This is a genomic window from Limnoglobus roseus (assembly GCF_008254045.1).
Classification (GTDB): domain Bacteria; phylum Planctomycetota; class Planctomycetia; order Gemmatales; family Gemmataceae; genus Limnoglobus; species Limnoglobus roseus.
In genome coordinates this window covers 1,431,119-1,454,018 of sequence record NZ_CP042425.1, presented here as the reverse complement: position 1 = coordinate 1,454,018, position 22,900 = coordinate 1,431,119, and the positions used below count along the sequence as shown (strand labels likewise).

Sequence of the window (22,900 nt, the reverse complement as noted above, 5' to 3'; positions counted from 1 at the left end):
CAATGACCGACCGGCAACGAGAACTGTTGCAGATGATCGAGGATGCCTTCCGGGGCGTCGAACTCGGCGACGGCGTGAGCCTGCACGAATCGGCGGTCATCGACGACTACGGAACCCTTGAGGAACGACGGGTTGCCCGCGTACCTGACGAAAAGCGTGACTGGCACAAGGCAATGCTCGAACCCGATCTGCCTCGGCTGTTTGATATTGGGTGCGGGGTGCTTTCCTTCCTGGATGCGCAGGGGATGCGATTCTATCTCCCCGCCTGCTTGATGCTGCTGGTCGGTGACCATGACAACGACTTGTACGGTAACATGTTCGAAAGCCTAGAGTTTCAGTTAACGTGCCTCGGCGACTACAACCGGGAGCGATTCGACATCCTGAACACCATCCAGCGTCAATGCGTTTGCGAAGTGTTGACTTACCTGCGGGACTCGATGGAAGATCTGGAGTTCGAACCGCGATTTAGGACGAATGAAATTAATCACGCGATCGACGGATACTGGAGCCTTCCGCACGCCTAACCGCCGGGAGTGGACTGCGATTTCGACCATGAACGATACGACCAACACCCCCGCCCCCCTCGCCATCGTCGGCCTCGGCTGCCTGTTCCCGAAGGCGGACGGCCCCGGCGCGTACTGGGCGAACGTCAAGCACGGCGACGACTGCATCACGCCGATCCCGCCGACGCACTGGAAGCCGGAGGACTACTTCGACGCCGACCCGAAGGCGCCGGACATGACCTACGCCAAGCGCGGCGGGTTCCTCTCGACGATCGACTTCAACCCGATGGAGTTCGGCCTGCCGCCGAAGGACATCGAAGCCACTGACACGACGCAGCTCCTCGGCCTCGTCGCGGCGAAACAAGCCCTCACCGACGCCGGCGTGCTCGCCGACGATTCCAAGATTCTTCGCTCCAAAATCTCGGTCATCCTCGGCGTCACCGGCACGCTGGAACTCGTGATTCCGCTCGGCGCCCGCCTCGGCCACCCGCACTGGCGGCGGGCGCTCAAGGACTCCGGCGTGCCGGACGACATCGCGCAAGACGTGGTGGACCGCATCGGCGAAGCCTACGTGCCGTGGCAGGAGAACAGCTTTCCCGGCCTGCTCGGCAACGTCGTCGCCGGGCGCATCGCGAACAAGCTCGACCTGCACGGCACCAACTGCGTCGTCGACGCCGCGTGCGCGAGTTCCTTGAGCGCCGTCCACCTCGCGGCCCTCGAACTGCAAACGGGCAAGGCCGACGTCGTCGTCACCGGCGGGGCCGACACGTTCAACGACATCTTCATGTTCATGTGCTTTAGCAAGACGCCGGCCCTGTCGAAGTCCGGCGACTCGAAGCCGTTCGACGCCAACGGCGACGGCACCATCCTCGGCGAAGGCCTGGGCATGGTCGTGCTGAAGCGGCTCGCCGACGCCGAGCGCGACGGCGACACGGTGTACGCCGTGTTGAAGGGCATGGGCAGCAGTAGCGACGGCAAGGGGAACGCCATCTACGCGCCGTCGGCGGAAGGCCAGAAGCGGTGCCTGAACGACGCCTACACGCGGGCCGGCGTGACGCCGGACACGATCGAATTGCTCGAAGCCCACGGCACCGGCACGAAGGTCGGCGACGCGACGGAAGCGACGGCGTTCACCGAGGTGTTTGGCCGCGAATCGAAGCGGGCCGAGCGGCCGTGGTGCGCCGTCGGCTCGGTGAAGTCGCAGATCGGCCACACGAAGTCGGCGGCCGGGGCCGCGAGTCTCATCAAGGCGGCGCTCGCCCTCCATTACAAGGTGCTGCCGCCGACGCTGAAGGTGACGCTGCCGGTCGATCCGTTGAACGCGGCCGACTCGCCGTTCTACGTGAACGCGCAGATGCGGCCGTGGCTGTCGAGCGCCGACCACCCGCGACGGGCCGGCGTCAGCGCCTTCGGCTTCGGGGGCTCGAACTTCCACGCCGTCCTCGAAGAACACACGCCGGCGAAGACGGCCGTGGACTGGAGCGGCCGCGTCGAGTTGTACGCGATGAGTGCGGCGACTCCGCAGGAACTCGCCGTCGAACTCGTGAAGGTACCGACGGCGTGGGCCGATTTCGCCCGAGCCGCAGAAGCGTCCCGGCAGAGCTTCCGCGCCGACGCCGAGTGTCGGCTGATCCTCGTGGCCTCCCGCGATGGCACCGACCTGGCGAAGCTGACGGCGGCGGCGAAACAGAACCTCGGCGACCACCCGATCGCGAAGGAATGGCACACGCCGGATGGTGCCCACTTCGGCCGCGGACCGGCGGCGGGTAAACTCGCCGTTCTCTTCCCCGGTCAGGGGTCGCAGGCCGTCGGCATGTTGCGCGACCTTGCGTGCCTCTTCCCCGAAGTGCTCGACACGCTCGCGATCGTGCCCGACGTGGCCGGGAAAGTCTACCCGCCGACCTCGTTCGCGAAGGATGCGAAGCCGAAACAGGACGACTCCCTCCGCGCGACCGACGTGGCCCAACCGGCGATCGGGGCGGTCAGCTTCGGGGCGTGGCGGGTACTGCACGAACGGTTCGGCCTGAACGCCGACGCCTTCGCCGGGCACAGTTACGGCGAACTGCCCGCCCTCGCGGCCGGCGGCCGGTTCGACGCGACCGAACTCTTCCAACTCTCCCGCCTCCGCGGCGAGTTGATGGCGAGGCAGGGCCAAAGCGGCGACGCCGGGAGCATGATCGCGGTGCTGGCCCCGCTGGCCGACATCGAAGCCGTGATTCGCGAGACCGGGGCGAACGTCGTCGTCGCCAACAAGAACGCCCCGAAGCAGACGGTACTTTCGGGTTCGACGGCGGAGGTCGAAAAACTCGCGGCGGCTCTGCAAGCGAAGCGGATGCGCGCCGCCCGGCTGCCGGTCGCGGCGGCGTTCCACAGCCCGCTCGTCGCGGACGCGGCCGAGCCGTTCCGGTCGGCCCTGGACGCGATCCCGTTCCGCCCGGCCGCCGTGCCGGTGTTCGCCAACACGACCGCCGGCGAGTACCCCGCCGACGCCCCGGAAGCCCGCGAGTTGCTCGGCCGACAGTTGGCGAAGCCGGTGGCGTTCGTCGATCAGGTCCGGGCTATGGCCCGCCTCGGCGTTCGCACCTTCCTGGAAGTCGGCCCCGGCAACGTGCTAACGAAGCTGGTCAACCTCATTCTGGAAGAGTCGGCCGACGGGATTCCGGCGGCGCAGGAATTTCTGGCCCTCGCGCTCGACGGGTCCGCCGGGCGGCAATCGGGTGTGCTAGACTTGGCCGCCGTTCTGGCCCAACTGGCGGCCCGTGGCCACGCCGTAAACCTGGCCGCGTGGGAGGCCGACAGCCGTTGCCGGCCGGCCGCGAAGCCGGCGAAGCCCGGCATGACCGTACCCCTGAGCGGGGCGAATTACGTCTCCCCGCGACCCAAACGGCCGGCCCGCCCGCCGCTGCCGCCCGCGACTTTTTCTACTGCTGGTATCGCCCCCATGCCCGACCCGACTCCTTCGCCGCTCTCGACCGTGCAACTGACGCTCGCGGCCTTGCAGAAGATGCAGGAAGAGACCGCCCGCATCCACCGGCAGTTCCTCGAATCGCAGATGCAGGCGCAGCAAACGCTGGCCGCCCTCGTCGCGCAACAGCAGGCGATGGCCGGCGGAATCGCCCCGCTACCCTTCGCCCCGGCCGCCGTGACGCCGCTGCCGCCGATCGCACCCACACCGGTGCTGCCGCCCCCGCCGCGACCGATCCCCGCTCCGGTGGCCGTCGTTCCTCCTCCGCCGGCCCCTCTTCCTCCGCCCGCCCCGCTGCCCCCGCCGCCGGTGGCCGTGAAGCCGTCGGCGAACGGCGACCGCGCCGCCACGGTGTCCGCGGGGTTGGCGAAGACGCTTCTCGAAGTCGTTTCGGAGAAGACGGGTTACCCGGTGGAGATGCTGTCGTTGGGGATGACGCTGGACGGGGACCTGGGGATCGACTCGATCAAGCGGGTGGAGATCCTGTCGGCGTTGCAGGAGAAGCTGCCCGGTTCGGCGGCCGTTCGGCCGGAGCACCTCGGCCAACTCCACACCCTCCAGGACGTCGCCGACCTCCTCGGCGGCGGAAGCTCGCCCGTTGAACCGCCGCCGGTGTCGATCCCGGTGTACACGCCGCGGCCGACGCCGATCCCGCGGCCACTGCCCGTTCCCATCGGCGAACTCGACGTGCCGATGGCCGTGCCGGTGGACGCGGCCCCGCTGGCGGCCTACGCCCTCGCGGCGACGCTGTTGGGGGTGGTGTCGGAGAAGACGGGTTACCCGGTGGAGATGCTGTCGTTGGGGATGACGCTGGACGGGGACCTGGGGATCGACTCGATCAAGCGGGTGGAGATCCTGTCGGCGTTGCAGGAGAAGCTGCCCGGTTCGGCGGCCGTTCGGCCGGAGCACCTCGGCCAACTCCACACCCTCCAGGACGTCGCCGACCTCCTCGGCGGCGGAAGTCCCGCCGTGCTGAAGCCGCAACCCACGACGGCGGCCGGCCCGACCACGAAGAAGATTCCCCTGCGGCCGGAAGAACTGGTCGCCCCCATCACGCCGCCGATCCCGTTGAGCGAGAAGGACTCGCACGCCCTCGCCGTGATCTCGAAGTCCGGCGAGGCCCTCGATTCCAGCGTGCCGCGATCGGAACTGTCCGCGCCGAAGACCGAGCGCGTGCCGGGCATTATCGCCACCATGACTGACTCGGCGCTCGGCGGTTCCGCCGCGGAACCGCTGCCCCCCCCGTCGCGGACCGGCCCGCCCGCCGCCGAGGCGGTCGAGCGGAGCATCGTGCAGGTGGTCGATTTCGAACTGACCTCCGGCCGTGCCCCGGTGCCGCTGGCCGAGGGGGGCGAAATCTGGCTGGTCGCCGACGAGGAACCGTTCGTCCGCGAAGTCGCCGCCCAACTCGCGACGCTGAAGTTCCAGCCGCGGATTCTGCCCTGGAATAGCGCGACGGCGGCCCACCCCGGCGGCAACCTGGCCGGCCTGGTCCTGATCGCCCCGGCGACGGTGCCCGCGAACTTGCCGCTCAACCGCCTCGCCATGCAGTGGCTGCAAGCGGCCGGCCCGCGGTTGCGGGCGTCGGTCCGCCAGTCCGCGTCGGCGATCCTCGTCAGCGTCGCCCGCCTCGACGGCACCTTCGGCCTGACCAACCTGCAACCCTCGGCCGACCCGGTGAGCGGCGGGCTGGCGGGGATCATCAAAACGGCCCGCTGGGAGTGGCCGGAACTGGCGTGCAAGGCCATCGACCTCCAGCCGAGTTTCGCGACGGACTCGCCCACCTTGGCCGCCGCCGGCGTCGTGGAAGAACTCCTCGCGTCCGGGCCGATCGAAGTCGGAATTTCGCCGTCGCACCGCTGCACGCTGGAACTGGCCCGCACCACCCGCCGCTCGACGTCGCAGTCGATCGTCTTCGGGCCGCCGGACGTGATCCTCGTCACCGGCGGCGCACGGGGCGTGACCGCCGAGGTCGCCGTCGCACTGGCGGAAGCGTTCAAGCCGACGCTGATCCTCACCGGCCGCACGCCGTCGCCGGTCGGCCCGGAGCCCGCGTGGCTGGCCGGCCGGACCGACGAGATGAGCGTCAAGCAGGCCATCGCGACTCACCTGGGGGCCGACGCCACGCCGAAGGCGATCGCCGAGCAGTTCGTGAAGTTCACCGCCCAGCGGGAGATCCGTTCCACCCTCGCCCGCCTCGAAGCGGCCGGGGCGCGGGCGGCGTACTTCGCCGTGAACGTCTCGAACGGCCGGGCCGTCGCCGACCTGCTCCACCAAGTGAAGGTGAAGTTCGGCACCATCACCGGCGTCGTCCACGGGGCCGGCGTGCTGGCCGACCGTAAGATCGAGCAACTCACGCCCGAGCAGTTCGACGCGGTTTACAACACGAAGGTCGAGGGCATCCGGAACCTGCTCGACCTGCTCGGCGGCGAACCGCTGAAGGCCGTCGTGCTGTTCAGTTCCATCACCGGCCGCCTGGGCCGGTCCGGGCAGTTGGCCTACGCCGCCGCGAACGAGGTGCTGAACAAGATCGCCGGGGCCGAGGCCCGCAAGCGGCCGAACGCCCGCGTGGTGGCGATCAACTGGGGCCCGTGGGACGGCGGCATGGTGACGCCCGGCCTGCGGAGGATGTTCGAGGCCGAGGGCGTCGGCATGATCCCACTGAGGGAGGGTGGCACGTTTGCGGTGCAAGAACTCGCCGCCGCCGGCCGGTCGGTCGAGGTCATCGCGCTGGGGCCAAAGCCCCGCACGGCCGGATCGGGGTCCGTAAGCGTCGTGGCGACGAACCGCACCCAACCGCCTGGCCCTTCGACGCCGGCCCCGTTGACCGGCCCGCCGCCGGCTCCGGCCGACTTCACCCAGGCGTTCGAGCGCAGCGTGGACGTGGCCTCGCACCCGATCCTGCGGTCGCACGTCCTTGACGGCCGGGCGGTGCTGCCGATGGCGGTCCACATGGAATGGCTGGCCCATGCCGCCCTCCACGGCAACCCCGGTCTCGTGTTCCACGGGTTCAACGACCTCCGCATCACGCACGGCGTCATGGTGGAGGAGAACGCCGCGAGTAACCTCCGGCTGATGGCCGGGCGGGCGGTGAAGAACGACCTGATCTTCACGGTGCCGGTCGAACTCCGCGGCCGGCGGAAGGACGGCCGCGAGGTGATCCACTCGAAGGCTGAAGTCGTGCTGACGAGCGCGCTGCCGAAGACGCCGACGGTGGACCGCCCGCCGGACGTGCAGCCGTACCCGCACCCGATCGAGGACGTGTACCGGTATTTCCTGTTCCACGGCCCGGACATGCACGGCATCGAGGCCGTCGAGGGCGTGACCGACACGGCGTTCATCGGCACGGCCTACCCGTCGCCGCCGCCGAGCGAGTGGTTCCGCAACCCGCTCCGCAGTGCGTGGGTGGCCGACCCGCTGGTGCTGGACACGAGCTTCCAGATGATGATCCTCTGGAGCTACACGCAGCACGGGGCCGGCTCGCTACCGTGCTTCCTGGGCCGCTACCGGCAATACCGCCGTGGGTTCCCGGCCGGCCCGACGCGGATCGTCATTCGCGTGACCCGCGACGACGGCTCGTTCGCGCGAGCGGACATCGACTTCCTCGACGCCGACGGCGTGGTGGTGGCGCAAATCCAGGACTACGAGTGCGTCATCGACCCCGGCCTGAACCAGGCGTTCCGCCGGAACCAGCTGGGGCCGATGGTGCGGCAGTAAATCACACGATTTCGGCGAGCCGAGCGGCGTAAGCCGTCGGGTGAATGTCAGGGAGACTCACCCGGCGGCTTACGCCGCTCGGCTCGCCGTTCTCAATCGAGACTTCCTCCATGCCCGCGGATCGCGTTGCAATTGTCGGAATGGCCGGCCGGTTTCCTGGTAGCGGGGCCGACCTCGACCTGTTCTGGCAGAACGTCCTGAACGCCCGCGACTGCTCGCGGGAAGTGCCGCCGGGGCGGTGGTTCGTGCCGGCGGACGCCTGCCTTGATTCGCGCGTGCCGCACCCGGACGCGGTCTACTCCACCCGCGGCTACTACCTCACGCCGTTCGAAGCCGACACCGCCGGCCTCGACATCCCCGCCGACCTGCTGTCCGCACTCGACCCGCTGTTCCACCTCGTGCTCGACGTGGGCAACCGCGCCTGGAAGAGCGCGAAGACCGAGGGCGTGAACCGCCGCAAGGTCGGCGTCGTCCTCGGCAACATCTGCCTGCCGACCGACAAGGCGAACGACCTCGCCCGCGAGTACCTCGGCAGCGCGTTCGGGATTTCGCCGAAGGAGCCGACGCACCCGCTGAACCGCTTCCCGGCCGGCCTGCCCGCAGGGCTTCTCGCGAAGACACTCGGCCTCGGCGGCGGCACCTTCACCCTCGACGCCGCGTGCGCCTCGTCACTGTACGCACTCAAACTCGCCGCGGACGAACTGCTCGCGCGGCGGGCCGACGTGATGCTCGCCGGCGGGTGTTCGCGGCCGGACAGCCAGTACACGCAGATGGGCTTCTCGCAACTGCGGGCACTCTCGCCGACGGGCCGGTGTTCGCCGTTCGACGCGACGGCCGACGGCCTCGTGGTCGGCGAGGGGGCCGGCATTTTTGTCCTGAAACGCCTGTCGGACGCGCTCGCGGTCGGCGACACGATTCACGCCGTCATCGCCGGGGCCGGCCTGTCGAACGACATGGTCGGCAACCTGCTCGCTCCCGCCGTCGAGGGACAGTTGCGGGCGATGCGGGACGCCTACGGACAGGCCGGGTGGTCGCCGACGGAGGTAGACCTGATCGAGTGCCACGCGACCGGCACGCCGGTCGGCGACGCGGTCGAGTTCGAGAGCCTCCACGAACTATGGCGATCGCAACCCGGGTGGAAGCCGGGGCAGTGCGTAATCGGGTCGGTGAAATCGACGGTCGGCCACCTCCTCACCGGGGCCGGGGCGGCGGCGGCAATGAAGGTCGTGCGGGCGATGGCGGCCGGTAAGCTGCCCCCGCAGGCGAACTTCGAGATGCCGCCGGAGAGCTTCGAGTACGAAACGGCCCCGTTCCGCGTGCTGCCGTTCGCCGAGGAGTGGAAGCGGCGCGGCAAGACGCGCAAGGCGGCCGTCAGCGGCTTCGGTTTCGGCGGCGTGAACGCGCACCTGCTGCTCGAAGAGTGGAAGGGTCAGATTTACGCACCCCGGTCGGGGCAGGCGTCGCCGCGGCTGGAAGACTCCATCCCGGGCACGGAACTGCTCTCGAAACTGCGGCGGATGCAGGCCCGCGTGAAGGAACTGACCGAGGGCCACCCGGACGACCCGGAGGCGGCCGAGGTTGCCGTCGCCGTCGTCGGCATGGCGGCCCACTGCGGCTCACTCGCGACGCTGCGGGAGTTTCAGGAGTTCGTGCTGGGCGGCACGGTGAGCACATCGGGGACGACCACGATTCCCGAACTGCACGTCCCGCTCGACCGCTTCCGCATCCCGCCGAAGGAACTGGAAGAACTCCTGCCGCAGCAGTTGCTCATGCTGCAAACGGCTGCGGCGGCCCTCGACGACTGCCACGGCAAGGACGACGCCCCGCCTGACGGTGACCCGCGGACGGGCGTGTTCGTCGGCCTCGGCCTCGACCTGAACACGACGAACTTCCACATCCGGTGGGCCGCGAAGCAGGCGAACCCCGAGTACGCCGACTTCGCCGGGCCGCCGCTGAACGCGAACCGCGTGATGGGGGCGCTCGGCAGCATCGCGGCCAGCCGCATCGCGCGGGCGTTCCACTTCGGCGGGCCGAGTTTCACCGTGTGCAGCGAGGAAACGTCCGCCGGGCGGGCACTGGAACTCGCGGTGCGGGCCGTGCGTGCGGGCGAACTCGACCGGGCCGTGGTCGGCGGCGTGGAACTGACGAGCGACCCGCGGGCACTGGCGGCGAACGACCACATGGCCTGCGACGGCGCGGCCGCCGTGGTCCTCAAGCGGTTGTCCGCGGCGCAGGCCGACGGCGACCGCGTGTACGCCGTCATCCGCGGCGTGGGGTCGGCGAGCGGCGGGAGTGTCAGCGGGACGTCACCGGACGCCGCAACGTACGCCTCGTCGCTGATGCGGGCCTGCCTCGACGCGAACGCCGACCCGGCGCAGATCGGCTACCTGGAAACGGCCGAGGACGCCGAGGAACGGCGGGCGTTGGAAACACTCTTGGAAAAAACGAAGCGCGACGTTCCGCTCGTCGTCGGGTCGGCGAAGCTGCAAGTCGGGCACGCCGGGTTCGCGTCGCCGCTCGTCGGCTTCGTGAAGGCGGCCCTCGCGCTCTATCAGAACGTGCTGCCGCCGGGTGGCGAGAACGCAGCCCTGCCGAACGCCGAACGCCCGACGACGCCGCGGTACTGGCTGCACGACCGCACCGCCGGCCCACGCCGCGCGGCCGTCGGGGCGGTCGGGGTGGACGGGTCGAGTTTCCACGTCGTTCTCGACGAACACGTGCCGACCGTCGCGTCCCCGCGCATTGTGACGGAACAACGGCAACCGCTCGGCTCGCGACAGGAAGCGGTCTTCGTGGTGGACGGCGACACGCCGGCCGCGATCGTGGACGGGTTGGGGCGGCTGTTCGGGTGGCTGCCGGCGCAACCGCGGCCGATCGAATCGCTGGCCCGCGACTGGTTTCGCCGCGTGGCCCCGGACCCGCGGCGGAAACTCGCCGTCACGCTGGTGGCGAAGTCTCTGCCCGAGTTGAAGGAGCAGATCGAGTACGCCCTCCGGCACGTCACCGCCCGCGGCGACGCCGTCCTGCCGCCGCCGAAGTCGCCGGCCCTTCGCGACCGCGTTTTCTTCAACCCGTACCCCATCGGCCGCGGCGGGAAGGTTGCGTTCGTGTACCCCGGGTCCGGCAATCAGTTCGCGGGGATGGGTCGCGACCTCGCCGCGAGTTGGCCGAGCGTGTTGCGGAAGCAGCACCGCGAGAACCAACGGCTGCGGTCGCAGTACGCCCCGCAGTTGTTCTGGGGCGACGCGATCTCCGACGAGTCGACGCCGCGGGACTTCCTGTTCGGCCAGGTCACGCTCGGCACGCTCACGAGCGATCTGCTGCAAGGCTGCGGCGTCCACCCGGCGGCGATGGTCGGCCAGAGCCTCGGCGAGTCGGCGGGGCTGTTCGGCCTGCGCGTCTGGACGGCTCGCGATGAGATGTACCGGCGGATTCAAACGTCCACGCTGTTCAGCACGGAACTCGGGCCGCCTTACGACTCGGCCCGCGCCTTCTACGGCACGACGGCCCTCCTCGACTGGACCGTGGGGCTGGTGACGGCCGCCCCGGACACCGTGCGAGCGTTCCTGCGGCCGACGCTGCGGGCGTACTTGCTGATCGTGACGACGCCGAACGAGTGTGTCATCGGCGGCGTGCGGGCCGACGTGGAGAAGTTGGCACTCGCCATCGGCCAGCCGTTCCTGCCGTTGGACGGCGTGACGCTGGCCCACTGCGAGGCGGGGAAGCCGGTCGAGCCGGCGTACCGCGACTTGCACACGTTGCCGGTGATCGTGCCGCCCGGCGTGAAGTTCTACAGCGGCGCGTGGGGCCGCGAGTACAAGATGACCGAGGACAACGCCGCCGACTCGATCACGGCCGGCCTCGTCGGCACGATCGAGTTCCCGAACGTGGTGGAAGCCGCGTACCGCGACGGCGTGCGGACGTTCCTGGAAATGGGGCCGGGGGCATCGACCTCGCGGATGATCGACGCCATCCTCGGCGATCGGCCGCACCTCGCGCGGTCGGTTTGCGTGCCGCGGCAAGACGCCGTGTCGCTGGTGCTGCGGACGCTGGCGAACCTGATCGCCGAGCGAGTGCCGGTGAACCTGGAGGCGATCTACGGCGGCGAGTCGGCGTGCGTCGACCACCTGCCGGCCGACACGGGTTCGCGGCGGACGCTTACGGTTCCCACGGCTCCGCCGGTGCGCCTTCCGCATCCGGTGGAAGTGGATGCCGAACCGGAACCGCAGCCGGAGGTGAAGCCGGTCGTCGCGGAAATTCCTCCGCCCCCGCCGCCGGTCGAAGAAGCCCCGCAGAACGTGCCGGTCGAGGAAGTGCTGTTGCCGTGGGAGCCGCCGGCGGAACCGGTGGTGCCGGAGTATTCAGCTCCACTCACGCAGACGCCGCCGCCCGTGGTCCGACCGGCGGTCGTTCCGACGGCGGCGGTGGACGTGTCGCCGTTCCTGGTAGCGGCCGCCGCGATGCAGCAGGCGACAGCCGACGCGCACGCGATGTTCCTGACGTTGCAGCAATCGCTGATGCAGACCAGCACGGCGGCGCTGATGGTGCAAACCCAACTGGAAGTGGGCCTTTCTTCCTCCCTTGGTGCAGGGGGATACGCGCGTGATGCTGGTGGCGTATCGTCTTCGGTTGCGGATACTCCTCACCCTCCAGTGGGGAGGGGACAAGGCCTGCCACCGAGCGGTGTTCCCCGTTCGCTCACCTTCGAGCAATGCACCACCTTCGCCGTCGGAAAGATCGGCGACGTGCTCGGGCCGACGTTCGCGGAAATCGACGCCCACCCGACGCGCGTGCGGCTGCCGGAAGGGCCGCTGATGCTCGTGGACCGCGTCCTGCGGATCGACGGCGAGCCGCGGTCGATGAAGTCGGGCCGCGTCGTCACCGACCATACCGTGCGCCCCGACCGCTGGTATCTCGATTCGGGCCGCTGCCCGACAAGCGTCACCGTGGAGGCGGGGCAGGCCGACTTGTTCCTCTCCGGCTTCCTCGGCATCGACTTCATCACGAAGGGGAACGCCGTCTACCGCCTCCTCGACGCGGTCGTGTCGTTCCACCGCGGGCTGCCGACGGTCGGCGAGCGGATCGAGTACGACATCCACGTCGACGAGTTCTTCAATCAGGCCGACGCCTGGCTGTTCCGCTTCCGGTTCGAGGGGACCGTCAACGGCGAGCCGCTGTTGAGCATGAAGGACGGCGTGGCCGGGTTCTTCACGCAAGCCGCCCTGGAAGCGGGGCAGGGGATCATCCACACGAAGCTCGACCGCCAACCGGCACCGGGCAAACGGCCGGACGACTGGACCGACCTCGTCCCACAACGGCGGATGGCCGTGGACGAAGAGGGCGTTGAAGCCCTGCGGCGGGGCGACCTCGTCACCGCGTTCGGCCCGGACTTCGCCAAGCTGCCGCTGAAGTCGCCGATGAAACTGCCCGGCGGCATGCTGCGCCTCGTGGACCGCGTGGCCGACCTCGACCCGGTCGGCGGGCGGTTCGGCCTCGGATTCGTGCGGGCCGAGTACGACCTGCGGCCGAAGGAGTGGTTCATCGAGTGCCACTTCGTGGACGACAAGGTGATGCCCGGCACGCTCATGTACGAGTGCTGCCTGCACACGCTCCGGGTGCTGCTCATGCGCATGGGGTGGGTTGGCGAGGACGGCCAAGTCGTGTGCGAGCCGGTGCCGGAGGTGAACAGTCGCCTCAAGTGCCGCGGGCAAGTGTTGGAAACGACGAAGCTCGTCACCTACGAGATCAGCGTCAAAGAATTCGGTTACGGCCCGGCCCCGTTCTGCATCGCCGACGCGCTCATGTACGCCGACGGCAAGCCGATCGTCGAGATCACGAACCTGTCCCTGCGGATGACCGGGTTGACGCGCGATGGACTGACGGCTCTTTGGAACCCGGAGCGGAAGCGACGGGGGGAAGAGGCAGTCGCACACCCCGTCGCTTCCGCTCCGGGTTCCACTAAAACGGCGATCTACGACTCCGCGAAGATCATGGCGTACTCCAACGGCAAGCCGTCGGAGGCGTTCGGCGAGCCGTACCGCGTCTTCGACGAGGGCCGCGTGCTCGCCCGCCTGCCGGGGCCGCCGTTCCAGTTCCTCGATTGCATCACGGCCGTTACCGGCGAGCCGTTCGTGCTGAAGGCCGGGGCGAGTTGCGAGGCCCAGTACGCGGTGCCGCCGGATGCGTGGTACTTCTCCGCGAACCGCTCCCCGCGAATGCCGTTTAGTGTGCTGTTGGAAATCGCCCTCCAGCCGTGCGGGTGGCTCGCGGCCTATTGCGGCTCTGCGCTCACCAGCCTGAACGACCTGTCGTTCCGCAACCTCGGCGGCAAGGCGAAGCAGTACGTGGCGGTTACGCCGGACACCGGCACCCTGACCACGAACGTGAAGATGACGCAGGTGTCGTCGTCCGGCGGCATGATCATCCAGCACTACGACATGCTCGTGACGAACCGCGGGCAGAAGGTGTACGAGGGCAGCACGTACTTCGGCTTCTTCTCGAAGGAGTCGCTCGTCAACCAAGTCGGGATGCCGACGGCGAAGGTGCCCTACCTGACCGCAGAGCAAACCACCCGCCCCGAGAAACTGCCGCACGCCCCGCCGTTCCCGGACGCGATGATGCGGATGGTGGACGTGATCGAGGGTTACGTGCCGACCGGCGGCTGCAAGGGGTTGGGGCTGATTCAGGGGCGGATCGCCGTTGATCCGTCGTTCTGGTTCTTCAAGGCCCACTTTTATCAGGACCCGGTCTGGCCGGGGTCGCTGGGGCTGGAATCGTTCCTGCAACTCTTCAAGTACGTCGCCTTCCAGAAGTTCGGCCCGCCCCCGGCGGGTGGCTGGCAGACCGTCGGCCTGAACCGCGAACACTCGTGGGTCTACCGCGGGCAGGTGGTGCCGACGGATCAAGTTGTCACGGTAGTTTTGGAAGTGACGGCTGAAGATCAAGCGCATCGGCGACTGACGGCCGACGGATTCTTGATTGTGGACGGGCGAATCATCTACCAGATGACCGGATTCACACTAGAGTAGCCGGGACCGTGCCAATAATGTTCCGGTTGAATCCGAGCCAGCCCGCGGGGTAAACTCGTAACCCAGCGGCCGGTGTCCTTCACGGATCGAACCCCCACCCATGCGATACTCTCGCGTTCACATCGAATCGATCGGCTACGAACTGCCCCCGGTGGTGGTCTCGACGGCCGAACTCGAATCGCGCCTGAAGCCGTTCTACGACGAGCACCGGATGGCCAGCGGCCAACTCGAACTGCTCACCGGCATCAGCGAGCGCCGCTGGTGGGACCGCAACCACCTCGTGTCCGACGGCGCGACCGCGGCCGCCTTCAAGGCGCTCTCGCGGGCCAACTTCTCGCCGAAGGATCTCGACGTTCTCATCTACGCCGGCGTCTGTCGCGAGGGATTCGAGCCGGCCACGGCCTGTGCCGTCGCCTCGAACATCGGCCTCAACAACGACGCCGCGATCTTCGACCTGAGCAACGCCTGCCTCGGCGTCCTCAACGGCGTGGCCGAAGTCGCGAACCGCATCGAACTCGGCCAGGCGGAAGCCGGCCTCGTGGTGTCGTGCGAAACGGCCCGCGAGATTAACGAGAACGTCATCGACCGCCTCGTCGATACGAAGTCGATGGACTTCTACCGCTCGTCCGTGGCCACGCTCACCGGCGGGTCCGGGGCGGTCGCGGTGTTAGTCACGTCGAAGGACATCTCCGCGGAGAAGCGCCGCCGGCTGGTCGGCGGGATGACCAAGAACGCCCCGCAGCACCACAACCTCTGCCGGTGGGGCCTCCAGTCGGCCTTCCCGCCGCCGATCGAGCGCCTCTTGGGCGGCGACCTCTCGCACACGGTGCAGCGGTACCTCGGCTCGAACGCCGGGGCGATCGTGCAAAAGGGCATCGACCTCGGCATGCGGCACGTCATGATGCCGTTCATGGAAACGCACGCTGGGGAAGTGCTAAAGTACGGCATCGACCTCGGCTACCGGACGTGGTCGTCGTTCCTGACGAAGTTCGGCTGGACGAGCCAGGAGATGGACAAGGTCATTTGCCACCAGGTTGGGGCGGGCCACCGCGACGCGATGCTGAAGGCGTTCGGCATCCCGATCGAGAAGGACTTCAGCACGTTCCCGTACCTCGGCAACATCGGCACCGTGTCGCTACCGCTGACGGCGGCACTGGCCGAGGAACGCGAGTTCCTCCAACCCGGCCACCGCGTCGGCTGGCTGGGCATCGGCAGCGGCCTCAACTGCATGATGCTGGGGATCGAGTGGTGACAGCGAATGAAGGGGTGCCGTTCACGCGGTTCCCCTTCTGCATTTCGTCATTCGCCCTTCAACAACTTCGTAGACCGCCAGTGGTCCGATCCAACTGGCCCACGCCGCGAGCCGATAGGCCGCTTCGGCATCATCCACACCGATGACCGATGCCGTCCCGGAAATCAGCCGCAAGACGACCGCCGAACACAGCAAGAGGTAAAGTCGCACCATCCACCGCCGGTGTTCGGCGAACTGCCGTCTCCGGGCGTGGTACACCCCCATCACCGCACAAACTCCGGTCACGACCGACAACAGGGCGAAGCTCGACCCTGCCGGCCATCCGCCGAACGCCTGCGTCGCCATGACGAGGCTGCTGGGGACGAGCAGACCGAGGACGGCGAAGACGTGGACCCGCCCCAGCCAAGTGTGGAACGCGCGATGGCGGCGGAGCAACCGTTCGCACAGCAGAACCGTGCCGCTCAGCAAGACGAACGGGGCCGTCAGAATGTGGACGTAGAAGAAGAAACTGTAGGTGCCCCAGAACTGCCCCTCGCGCCCTTCGAGAAAGAGCGAGCCGAAGTCGGGCGGGAAGTACGACGGGTAGTTCGAAACGATGGAAGCCGTGACTTTGACGATCAACGCCAGGGCGACCCATCGGGCCAACTCCAACAAGCGGCGGTGGCGGGCCGGGGCGTTCATCGGGGCGGTCCTAATCCAGTTCGGTCTTTTCGCCACCGGCCACGGTCACGGCATCGGCGAACACTTTGCCGTTCTGCTTGAAGTTGATGAACCGCACTGACCCGTCGCACATCGCGACGTTGAACCCCTTGGGATGCGCACTGCCGAACCAGCGGTCCGGACCGAATGGGGTCGGGTCGGTCGCGTCGAACGCCCGAACCGTACCGGAGCCGCCCTGAGCCCACCGGCCGAGGGCGTGGCTCGTTTCTGCCAGTGCGACAGTGTTGGCCATGCCATCCGTGATGTCCTTGAACGCGCACGCTCGGTCGTAGCCCATGATGCCGTTGTTCTTGTCGCCGCTTGGTCGGCGGGCGGCGTCTTCGCCGAGACCGGCCATGCCCACATACATCGTGACCGGTTCGGCGTCCCGCTTCAGTTCCGGGCAATTGAAGATGGCGAGCGGCTTGAGGGTCGCAGTGGAACTCGGCACGAACCCCTGCTTCGGATCGAATTCGCGGAACAGGCTCTCCTGTTCAATGTAGGGCAAGACGGAAACCTGCCAGCTCAGGCGTTGTTCCGGGTCACGATCGGGAGTGCCATAGCAGCCGGCGGGAAGGGTCGGTAGAGGTTTGACTTCCTCCGTGGGGTAATGGTTGCCGCCGTTGGCCTCGTAGTTGTGTAGTCCCAGCATAAGTTGCTTGAGATTGTTCATACACCTGGCCCGCGCCGCAGCCCCTTGAATGCGACGGGTGGCCGGCGCGAGCATTGCGAACAGCAACACCAGGATGACGATGACCACCACGACTTCCACGAGGGTCAAACCGCGGCGGTGAGTGTTCATGGCGGGTGGCTCCGAACCGGAACGAGGGACGGTCGATCCCGTCATCATAAGTCGATGGCCGTCGCGTCGCAACCTTCTCGGTCCGGCCTAATTTGCGTTCGTAGAATGACAGGATGAATTCGCCTTCCGACTTCCCGCCCCCGGCTTCCTCCCGGTTTTTCACCCGCAACAACCACACGCAGCACTACCTCGACGAAGGCTCCGGCCCGCCCGTCGTCATGTTGCACGGCAACCCGACGTGGAGCTTCTACTACCGCAACCTTGTCCTTGCCCTCCGCGACTCGCACCGCTGCATCGTGCCGGATCACATCGGCTGCGGGCTGTCGGACAAGCCGCCGGCGTCGGCCTACGACTACTCGCTGAAGTCCCGCATCGACGACGTGGAAGCGCTGCTCGATTCCTTGAACGTCACCGAGAAGATCACGCTCGTCGTGCAGGACTGGGGCGGCATGATCGGCATGGGGTACGCCGCCCGGCACCCGGGGCGGATCGCCCGCATCGTGGCCACCAACACCGGCTGCACGCGGTTGCCGGCGTCGAAGGGCTTCCCGTGGTCGCTGTGGCTCGGCCGGAACACGAAACTCGGCGAATGGCTGATCCTCAAGCAGAACGCCTTCTGTCGGCTGGCCGCGAAGTGGTGCGTGACGCGGAAGTCCCTGCCACCGGACGTGCGGGCGATGTACCTGAAGCCGTACGACTCGCCGGAACACCGGGTCGCGGTGCTGAAGTTCGTGCAGACGATCCCCCTGAAGCCGACCGACCCGGGGTACGACATCGTGGTCGGCGTCGAGGAGTCGGCCCCGAAGTTCCGCGGCGTGCCAGTGCTGTTGCTCTGGGGGATGCGAGACTTCGTCTTCGACCGGCGCTTCCTCGCCGAGTGGCAGCGCCTCTTCCCGCACGCGGAAACGCACACTTGGCCAGACTGCGGACACTACCTGCTGGAAGACGCCACCGACGAAGCGATCGGGAAGGTGAAGGAGTTCTTGGCCAAGCACCCCGTCAGTCCCATTTCGGCATGAGGCCGACGAGTTGGCGGTAGGCCGGCCGTGCCCACGGGGGCAGGAGGCGAACGAAGCTGGCCCGCCGGGTTTCGCCGACGTAGACGTGGTCGGCCGATTGGACCAGCACGTTCGTCGTCGGGTCGCCGTCGAGCAGCACCTCTTCCACGTTAACGTGGTAAATCTTCGGCGGCCCATCGGCACACACGTTCGGCCGGACCACGTACACGTCGTTGAGCTTCGATTCCATCGGTTGGATCGCGCCGGCCGTTTGCAGGAAGTCCAGCACCGGCGTTGGACCGGTGTAGGCCACGGCCCGGATGCGCTTGTTGTCCGGCCCGGTGATGAACACCCGCCCCGAACGCGGCACGGCGACCGCCACCAAAACCTGCGACGGCGGGCACTTCACTTGTGCTGCGATGGCCGCCCGGGCTTCCGCGGTCGTCAGCCCTTGCACCAACACGAGGCCCGCGTCGCCGAGGGGCAGGCAGCCGTCCACGTCCACCGCCGCGAGGCAGTCCCACTCGTGCCGGTCGGCGAAGCCGACTTCGAGCACGTCGGGGCACCCGATGCGGTACGCGGCCACGTCCGGCGGCGTCGCGGGCGGCAACGACGGCGTCGGCAAGCCCGCACACCCCACGCCCGAAACCAGGAGTAGAAGGAGGACGCACCGCTTCACGTCGCTATCATCGGCGATCCGCGGCGGCGAACTTTAACGATTGCAAGGAATAGACGAGACGTCAATCCGAATGTCATTGCCACACAGTCATCTCGAATCACCGCAGGGGCGTGAGATAGATTAGTACCAACATAAATGCCATTATGATTACTAGACAGCCAGTTTCAACCGAAGTTTCGCGCAATACCACTCTCGAAATGAACAACACCAAAGTGGCGAACCCCGCAAATCCGCCGAAGATTTGCCACCGCCTATCGCCTCCCGCTACGGTCCCGACGTAGACACCGATGCTGACGAAGGCCGCCATCAGCAGGCAGAATCCGCACAGCGCAAGGCCCATGACAAAGAGTTCTCGCGAAGTCATCATCCGCATTTCTCACTGCTCGTGATCGCCGTTGGAACAGCCCTCAAGTATCGGTGCGCTGATGGTTGTTGGAGCCACCTAACAACCGGATCGCCTCGGGGTAGGCTTCGCACTCGGCTTCGAACACCCGCTTCGCCAGCGCGTCCGGGGTGTCGTCCGACAGCACCGGCACGGATCGCTGAAGGATGATCGGGCCGGTGTCGTAGGTGTCGTCGGCGTAGTGGACGGTGCAACCGCTGACAGGCTCGCCGGCCTTCAGCACCGCCTCGTGGACGTGATGGCCGTACATGCCCTTGCCGCCGAACGCGGGCAGGAGCGACGGGTGGATGTTCACGACCTTGCGGCGGAAGTCCGGTGGAATCGTCACGAGGTGCAGCCAGCCCGCGAGGCAGACGAGGTCCGGCGAGAAGGTCCGCACCACGTCGAAGACTCGCTCCGAGAACGTGTCCCGCGGCTTCGGCTCCACGAACGCCACCGGCAACCCCGCCGCCCGCGCCCGCTCCACGCCGAGGACGCCGGGCTTGCTGGAAATTACGCCGAGGATGGTCGCGTCCAGGCGGCCGTCGCGGGTGCGGTCGATGAAATTCTGGAGCGTGGTGCCGGACCCACTGATGAGGACGACCAGGCGCACGATGATGTTCCTGAGAACGGAGTACCGCTTCCCAGGTTACGATCTGGAACCGCCGTTGAACAGCCTCGGGTTCGGCAGTTCCGTCACGCCGGCAACATTTCCTCAAAGCCGGGCTGCGCGGGTGCCGATACTGAACAGGTGTTCTGATCCCCTGGTTTCTATCGGAGGTAGTTTCCATGTCCCTCACACCCCATCTCGTGGTCAACGGCGCGGCCCAGGCCATCGACTTTTACAAGCAGGCACTCGGTGCCATCGAGTTGATGCGAATGCCGTCCGAGGACGGCAAGCGATTGATGCACGCGGCCCTGCAGATCGGTAACTCTCAACTGTTTATGTGCGACGACTTCCCGGAATACTGCGGCGGGAAGAGTCGTGCCCCGAAGGCAGAGGCGGGGTCGCCCGTGACGCTGCACCTCATGGTGCCGGACTGCGACGCGGCGATCGACCAGGCGGTGGCCGCCGGCGCGACGGTGACGATGCCGGCCGCGGATATGTTTTGGGGCGACCGCTACGGTAAGATCGTCGACCCGTTCGGCCACGAGTGGTCGTTCAGCCACCCGTTGAAGAAGGCCGCGTGATTGGAACAGGACGGGGCCGAAACGGTGTGTCATTCAAGCGACAACGGCACGTCGATCTCCTTGCGGGATCACGACGTGCCGTTGTGGCGTGTACTTCCAGGCAGACCGTTGGACTGTCAGTTCCGGAGTTCCGGGAGGGTGTGGTAGGCCGCCTGGTACTCGGCGCGAAGGCGTTGGCACAGGGCGTCGTGGTCGGCCCGCTTTTGGCTCTCGTGGATGGCACGCAGGTACAGGTCGTGGGCGGTCTTTTCTTCGTAGTTCGCCCCGGTGCGATTCATGTCCAGGTGCTCGCGGATGATTTTGCGATACTTGTTGGCCTCCCACTTCCGCTTCGCGGCCGCCGGGAGTTCAACCCGCCCGTCGATCACGTCTCGCAGGATCATCTCGTTCAAGACCATGATCTCTTGCGTGTCCTGAAGCGCCGTTTCCAGCCGCGCCGTTTCGTGGTTGGCCTGCTTCAAGTCGTTCTCCAACCGGCCGATTTCCCACACGTCCAGGCCCATCGATTCGGCGAGGAGGGGATCAGCCCAAGCCGTGCTCGCGACGACAAACAGCGCTACCGGAACCGCCACCGACACCACCCGAAGCTTGCGAATACGGGGCATGACCTCTCCCTGAGGAAACCCCGGATTGGGGTCCCGTTAATGAACGAATCGACTGAGAGGATTCGGCCGTCGGCCGAGTGAAGACGCCGTGAAGATCGGCGGCGGACTAGAGCGCGGGGTTTGCGTGGGGGAACTGGCGATCGAATTCCGACCGCACCTGGTTCAGGATTGCTCCCCGGTGGGAAAGGTCCGGCGAAAGGCTGGCGCTGATAAAGAGAATCGCGTTCCGGGCTGCAATCTCGCGGGCGTCGGCCGTGGGGTAGTAGTCGTGCATGTACCGCACCAGGTGGCCGTTGTTTTCGTTCGCCTGCTGGAACTGATCGATCAGGCCGGCGAACGTCGTCCGGTTATCGAGGAAGTCCCGCACGGCCGCTTCCTTCAGCGACAGTCGCTCTTCCGAAGCCTCAAGATGGAGGTCGAGGGTTTCGGACGCGGTTACGCCTTCCTGCAACTGCTTGCGGTAAGTCGAGTACTGCCAGAAGTCGTACCCCGAAGATTTCAGCCAACTGGACGAAGCTCCCCCGACACCCAGCACCGCCACCAACACTGCCGCCCGTTTCGCAATTCGCCGCATCGATCCGTCTCTCGTGAGGTCAAACAGAGAAGCACCGCAACCGTTGCGGGTCTCATTCACGCCGTTCGTCGCGTGGCACGGGGAAGTTGTCGAGAACGGTGGCTAGCACCGTATGGGGTGGGAGTCGACGGAGGTATCTTATGCAATCATTGGGCCAAAGTCTGCGCGACGAGCGAGCGTTCGCCGTAACTCATCGCATTTTCAGGTGAAGCGGCGGCGAAAAAATTGCAATTCGGACCCCCGCCGAACAAGAGTATGTCCATTTTTCGGGCAGTGGTGCGGTGAGAATCACCAGTGCTGGTCGATGTTCGATCTCAAGGCTAGCCGGAGGACCAGAATGTGTGAGATCGGCCCTCGCATTTCGCGCCGAACTCCGTGAAATTAAGATGTCCCCCGGAACGCCACAGGTGACCGATGTTGCCCGATCCCCCATTGCCTGCCCCCGAACCGCCCCGCGAGCGGGGGAAACTTCAAACGGTCGCCCATGTGATCGTGGTCGTCGCGGCCGGGTGGTGGATGCTCGGCCAACTCGCGTCGGTGCTGCGGCCGCTGCTGATCGCCACGTTCTTCGCGTACGTGCTCTTGCCCTATTACTCGCGGATGCGGCGGTCCGGCGTGGCCGCGCCGCTCGCCCTCGTTCTCCTGGCGGGCACGGCCGTCGGTAGCCTCCTCATCGTGTCGATGTTCGCCTACGCCAACCTTCTGAGCCTTTCCGAAGAAGCCCCGACGTTGAAGGGTAACGTGCTGCGCCTGGTCGAAGAATTCCAGGGGACCGTGGGGGCGAAATTGCCGGCGTGGGTGATGTCGCCGGGCGGGGCGGGGGCGAAGCGGCCGGAAGAATACCTGGCCGAGCGGATGCCCGGCGTGGTGCAGGACGTGGCCAACGTCGCCCTCGCCGGGTTCGTCGAGGCCGCCGTCGCTGGGCTGTACTTGCTGTTCCTGCTCATGGGGGCCGAGCGACTGCCCGGCCGCGTGCGGCAGGCGTACCCGCCGGACCGGGCCGAGCAAATCTTGGAGGTAGCCGGCCGCATCAACTCCGCCATCATCAGTTACCTGAAGGCGAAGACGATTTCGAGCCTGCTGTTCGCCGTCCCCGTCTGGTTGGTGTTGACGCTGTGCGGCGTGAAGTTCGCCGTGCTGTGGGCCGTGTTGACGTTCGTGTGCAACTTCATCCCGTACATCGGCAGCGTCGTGGCCTACAGCGTGCCGGTGGCGTTCACGCTCTTGCAGTTTGGCACCACGTCCCTCGCCCTGGGCGTGGCCGTGGCCCTGCTGACGATTCACCTCGTCTGCGCGATGCTCGTCGAACCGCTGTTGATCGGCCGGGCGGTCGGGCTGAGTCCGCTGATCGTGCTGGCGGCGTTGGCCGTGTGGGGGCTGATTTGGGGGCTGCCCGGCATGGTGCTGGCCGTGCCGCTGACGGTGGTGGCGAAGATCGTGCTGGAGAACATCGAGATGACCCGGCCGATCGCGAAGCTGGCCGAGGAGTGACAAAAAAAGGGCAC

At 67.2% G+C, this 22,900-nt stretch carries 13 protein-coding genes; 7 read left to right on the top strand and 6 right to left on the bottom strand.

Annotation, left to right across the window (positions count from 1 at the left end; all coding sequences use genetic code 11):
- Positions 1 to 2: 2 nt before the first annotated feature.
- The 4 genes from PX52LOC_RS05830 (at position 3) to PX52LOC_RS05815 (ending at position 15,465) form a co-directional block, all read left to right on the top strand.
- Positions 3 to 524, top strand: coding sequence for a DUF6714 family protein (locus PX52LOC_RS05830; protein WP_149109210.1), 522 nt, complete (start codon positions 3 to 5; stop codon positions 522 to 524).
- A 28-nt stretch (positions 525 to 552) separates the two neighbouring features.
- Positions 553 to 7,185 carry a type I polyketide synthase gene (locus tag PX52LOC_RS05825; RefSeq protein WP_149109209.1) on the top strand — a complete coding sequence of 2,211 codons (6,633 nt, stop codon included), beginning with the start codon at positions 553 to 555 and terminating at the stop codon, positions 7,183 to 7,185.
- Between the two features lie 110 nt (positions 7,186 to 7,295).
- Entirely contained in the window at positions 7,296 to 14,213 is a 6,918-nt protein-coding gene (locus tag PX52LOC_RS43260) for a type I polyketide synthase (protein WP_149109208.1), read from the top strand.
- Between the two features lie 100 nt (positions 14,214 to 14,313).
- A complete protein-coding gene (locus PX52LOC_RS05815) occupies positions 14,314 to 15,465 on the top strand; it encodes a 3-oxoacyl-ACP synthase III (protein ID WP_149109207.1) in 1,152 nt (383 codons plus the stop codon).
- Positions 15,466 to 15,486: 21 nt separating this feature from the next.
- Here PX52LOC_RS05815 and PX52LOC_RS05810 read toward each other — a convergent pair whose 3' ends face one another.
- Entirely contained in the window at positions 15,487 to 16,146 is a 660-nt protein-coding gene (locus PX52LOC_RS05810; protein ID WP_149109206.1) for a DUF2306 domain-containing protein, read from the bottom strand.
- Between the two features lie 10 nt (positions 16,147 to 16,156).
- On the bottom strand, positions 16,157 to 16,966 hold the full coding sequence (locus tag PX52LOC_RS05805; RefSeq protein WP_168218831.1) for a DUF1559 family PulG-like putative transporter: 810 nt from the start codon (positions 16,964 to 16,966) through the stop codon (positions 16,157 to 16,159).
- Between the two features lie 113 nt (positions 16,967 to 17,079).
- On the opposite strand from PX52LOC_RS05805, the gene PX52LOC_RS05800 reads away from it, so the two are divergent.
- Complete coding sequence (locus tag PX52LOC_RS05800) at positions 17,080 to 17,985, top strand: alpha/beta fold hydrolase (protein ID WP_149109204.1); 906 nt, start codon at positions 17,080 to 17,082, stop codon at positions 17,983 to 17,985.
- On the opposite strand, the gene PX52LOC_RS05795 is transcribed toward PX52LOC_RS05800, so the two are convergent.
- Positions 17,966 to 18,643, bottom strand: a complete 678-nt coding sequence (locus tag PX52LOC_RS05795; RefSeq protein ID WP_149109203.1) for a polysaccharide biosynthesis/export family protein — start codon at positions 18,641 to 18,643, stop codon at positions 17,966 to 17,968. The two genes, PX52LOC_RS05800 and PX52LOC_RS05795, sit on opposite strands and share 20 nt — an antisense overlap.
- A 407-nt stretch (positions 18,644 to 19,050) precedes the next feature.
- A complete protein-coding gene (gene purN / locus PX52LOC_RS05790; protein ID WP_246173658.1) occupies positions 19,051 to 19,638 on the bottom strand; it encodes a phosphoribosylglycinamide formyltransferase in 588 nt (195 codons plus the stop codon).
- A 176-nt stretch (positions 19,639 to 19,814) separates the two neighbouring features.
- On the opposite strand from purN, the gene PX52LOC_RS05785 reads away from it, so the two are divergent.
- A complete protein-coding gene (locus tag PX52LOC_RS05785) occupies positions 19,815 to 20,216 on the top strand; it encodes a VOC family protein (protein WP_149109201.1) in 402 nt (133 codons plus the stop codon).
- Between the two features lie 116 nt (positions 20,217 to 20,332).
- On the opposite strand, the gene PX52LOC_RS05780 is transcribed toward PX52LOC_RS05785, so the two are convergent.
- The gene (locus tag PX52LOC_RS05780) at positions 20,333 to 20,821 is read right to left on the bottom strand and encodes a hypothetical protein (protein WP_149109200.1); all 489 of its coding nucleotides are present in this window, start codon (positions 20,819 to 20,821) and stop codon (positions 20,333 to 20,335) included.
- 106 nt (positions 20,822 to 20,927) lie between these two features.
- On the bottom strand, positions 20,928 to 21,395 hold the full coding sequence (locus PX52LOC_RS05775; protein ID WP_149109199.1) for a hypothetical protein: 468 nt from the start codon (positions 21,393 to 21,395) through the stop codon (positions 20,928 to 20,930).
- 432 nt (positions 21,396 to 21,827) lie between these two features.
- On the opposite strand from PX52LOC_RS05775, the gene PX52LOC_RS05770 reads away from it, so the two are divergent.
- A complete protein-coding gene (locus PX52LOC_RS05770; protein ID WP_168218830.1) occupies positions 21,828 to 22,886 on the top strand; it encodes an AI-2E family transporter in 1,059 nt (352 codons plus the stop codon).
- Positions 22,887 to 22,900 lie beyond the last annotated feature (14 nt).

Bases quoted from the DNA above. Each gene is read 5' to 3' on its own strand.
- PX52LOC_RS05830 (WP_149109210.1), top strand. From the start codon at position 3: ATGACCGACCGGCAACGAGAACTGTTGCAGATGATCGAGGATGCCTTC.
- PX52LOC_RS05825 (WP_149109209.1), top strand. From the start codon at position 553: ATGAACGATACGACCAACACCCCCGCCCCCCTCGCCATCGTCGGCCTC.
- PX52LOC_RS43260 (WP_149109208.1), top strand. From the start codon at position 7,296: ATGCCCGCGGATCGCGTTGCAATTGTCGGAATGGCCGGCCGGTTTCCT.
- PX52LOC_RS05815 (WP_149109207.1), top strand. From the start codon at position 14,314: ATGCGATACTCTCGCGTTCACATCGAATCGATCGGCTACGAACTGCCC.
- PX52LOC_RS05810 (WP_149109206.1), bottom strand. From the start codon at position 16,146: ATGAACGCCCCGGCCCGCCACCGCCGCTTGTTGGAGTTGGCCCGATGG.
- PX52LOC_RS05805 (WP_168218831.1), bottom strand. From the start codon at position 16,966: ATGAACACTCACCGCCGCGGTTTGACCCTCGTGGAAGTCGTGGTGGTC.
- PX52LOC_RS05800 (WP_149109204.1), top strand. From the start codon at position 17,080: ATGAATTCGCCTTCCGACTTCCCGCCCCCGGCTTCCTCCCGGTTTTTC.
- PX52LOC_RS05785 (WP_149109201.1), top strand. From the start codon at position 19,815: ATGTCCCTCACACCCCATCTCGTGGTCAACGGCGCGGCCCAGGCCATC.
- PX52LOC_RS05780 (WP_149109200.1), bottom strand. From the start codon at position 20,821: ATGCCCCGTATTCGCAAGCTTCGGGTGGTGTCGGTGGCGGTTCCGGTA.
- PX52LOC_RS05775 (WP_149109199.1), bottom strand. From the start codon at position 21,395: ATGCGGCGAATTGCGAAACGGGCGGCAGTGTTGGTGGCGGTGCTGGGT.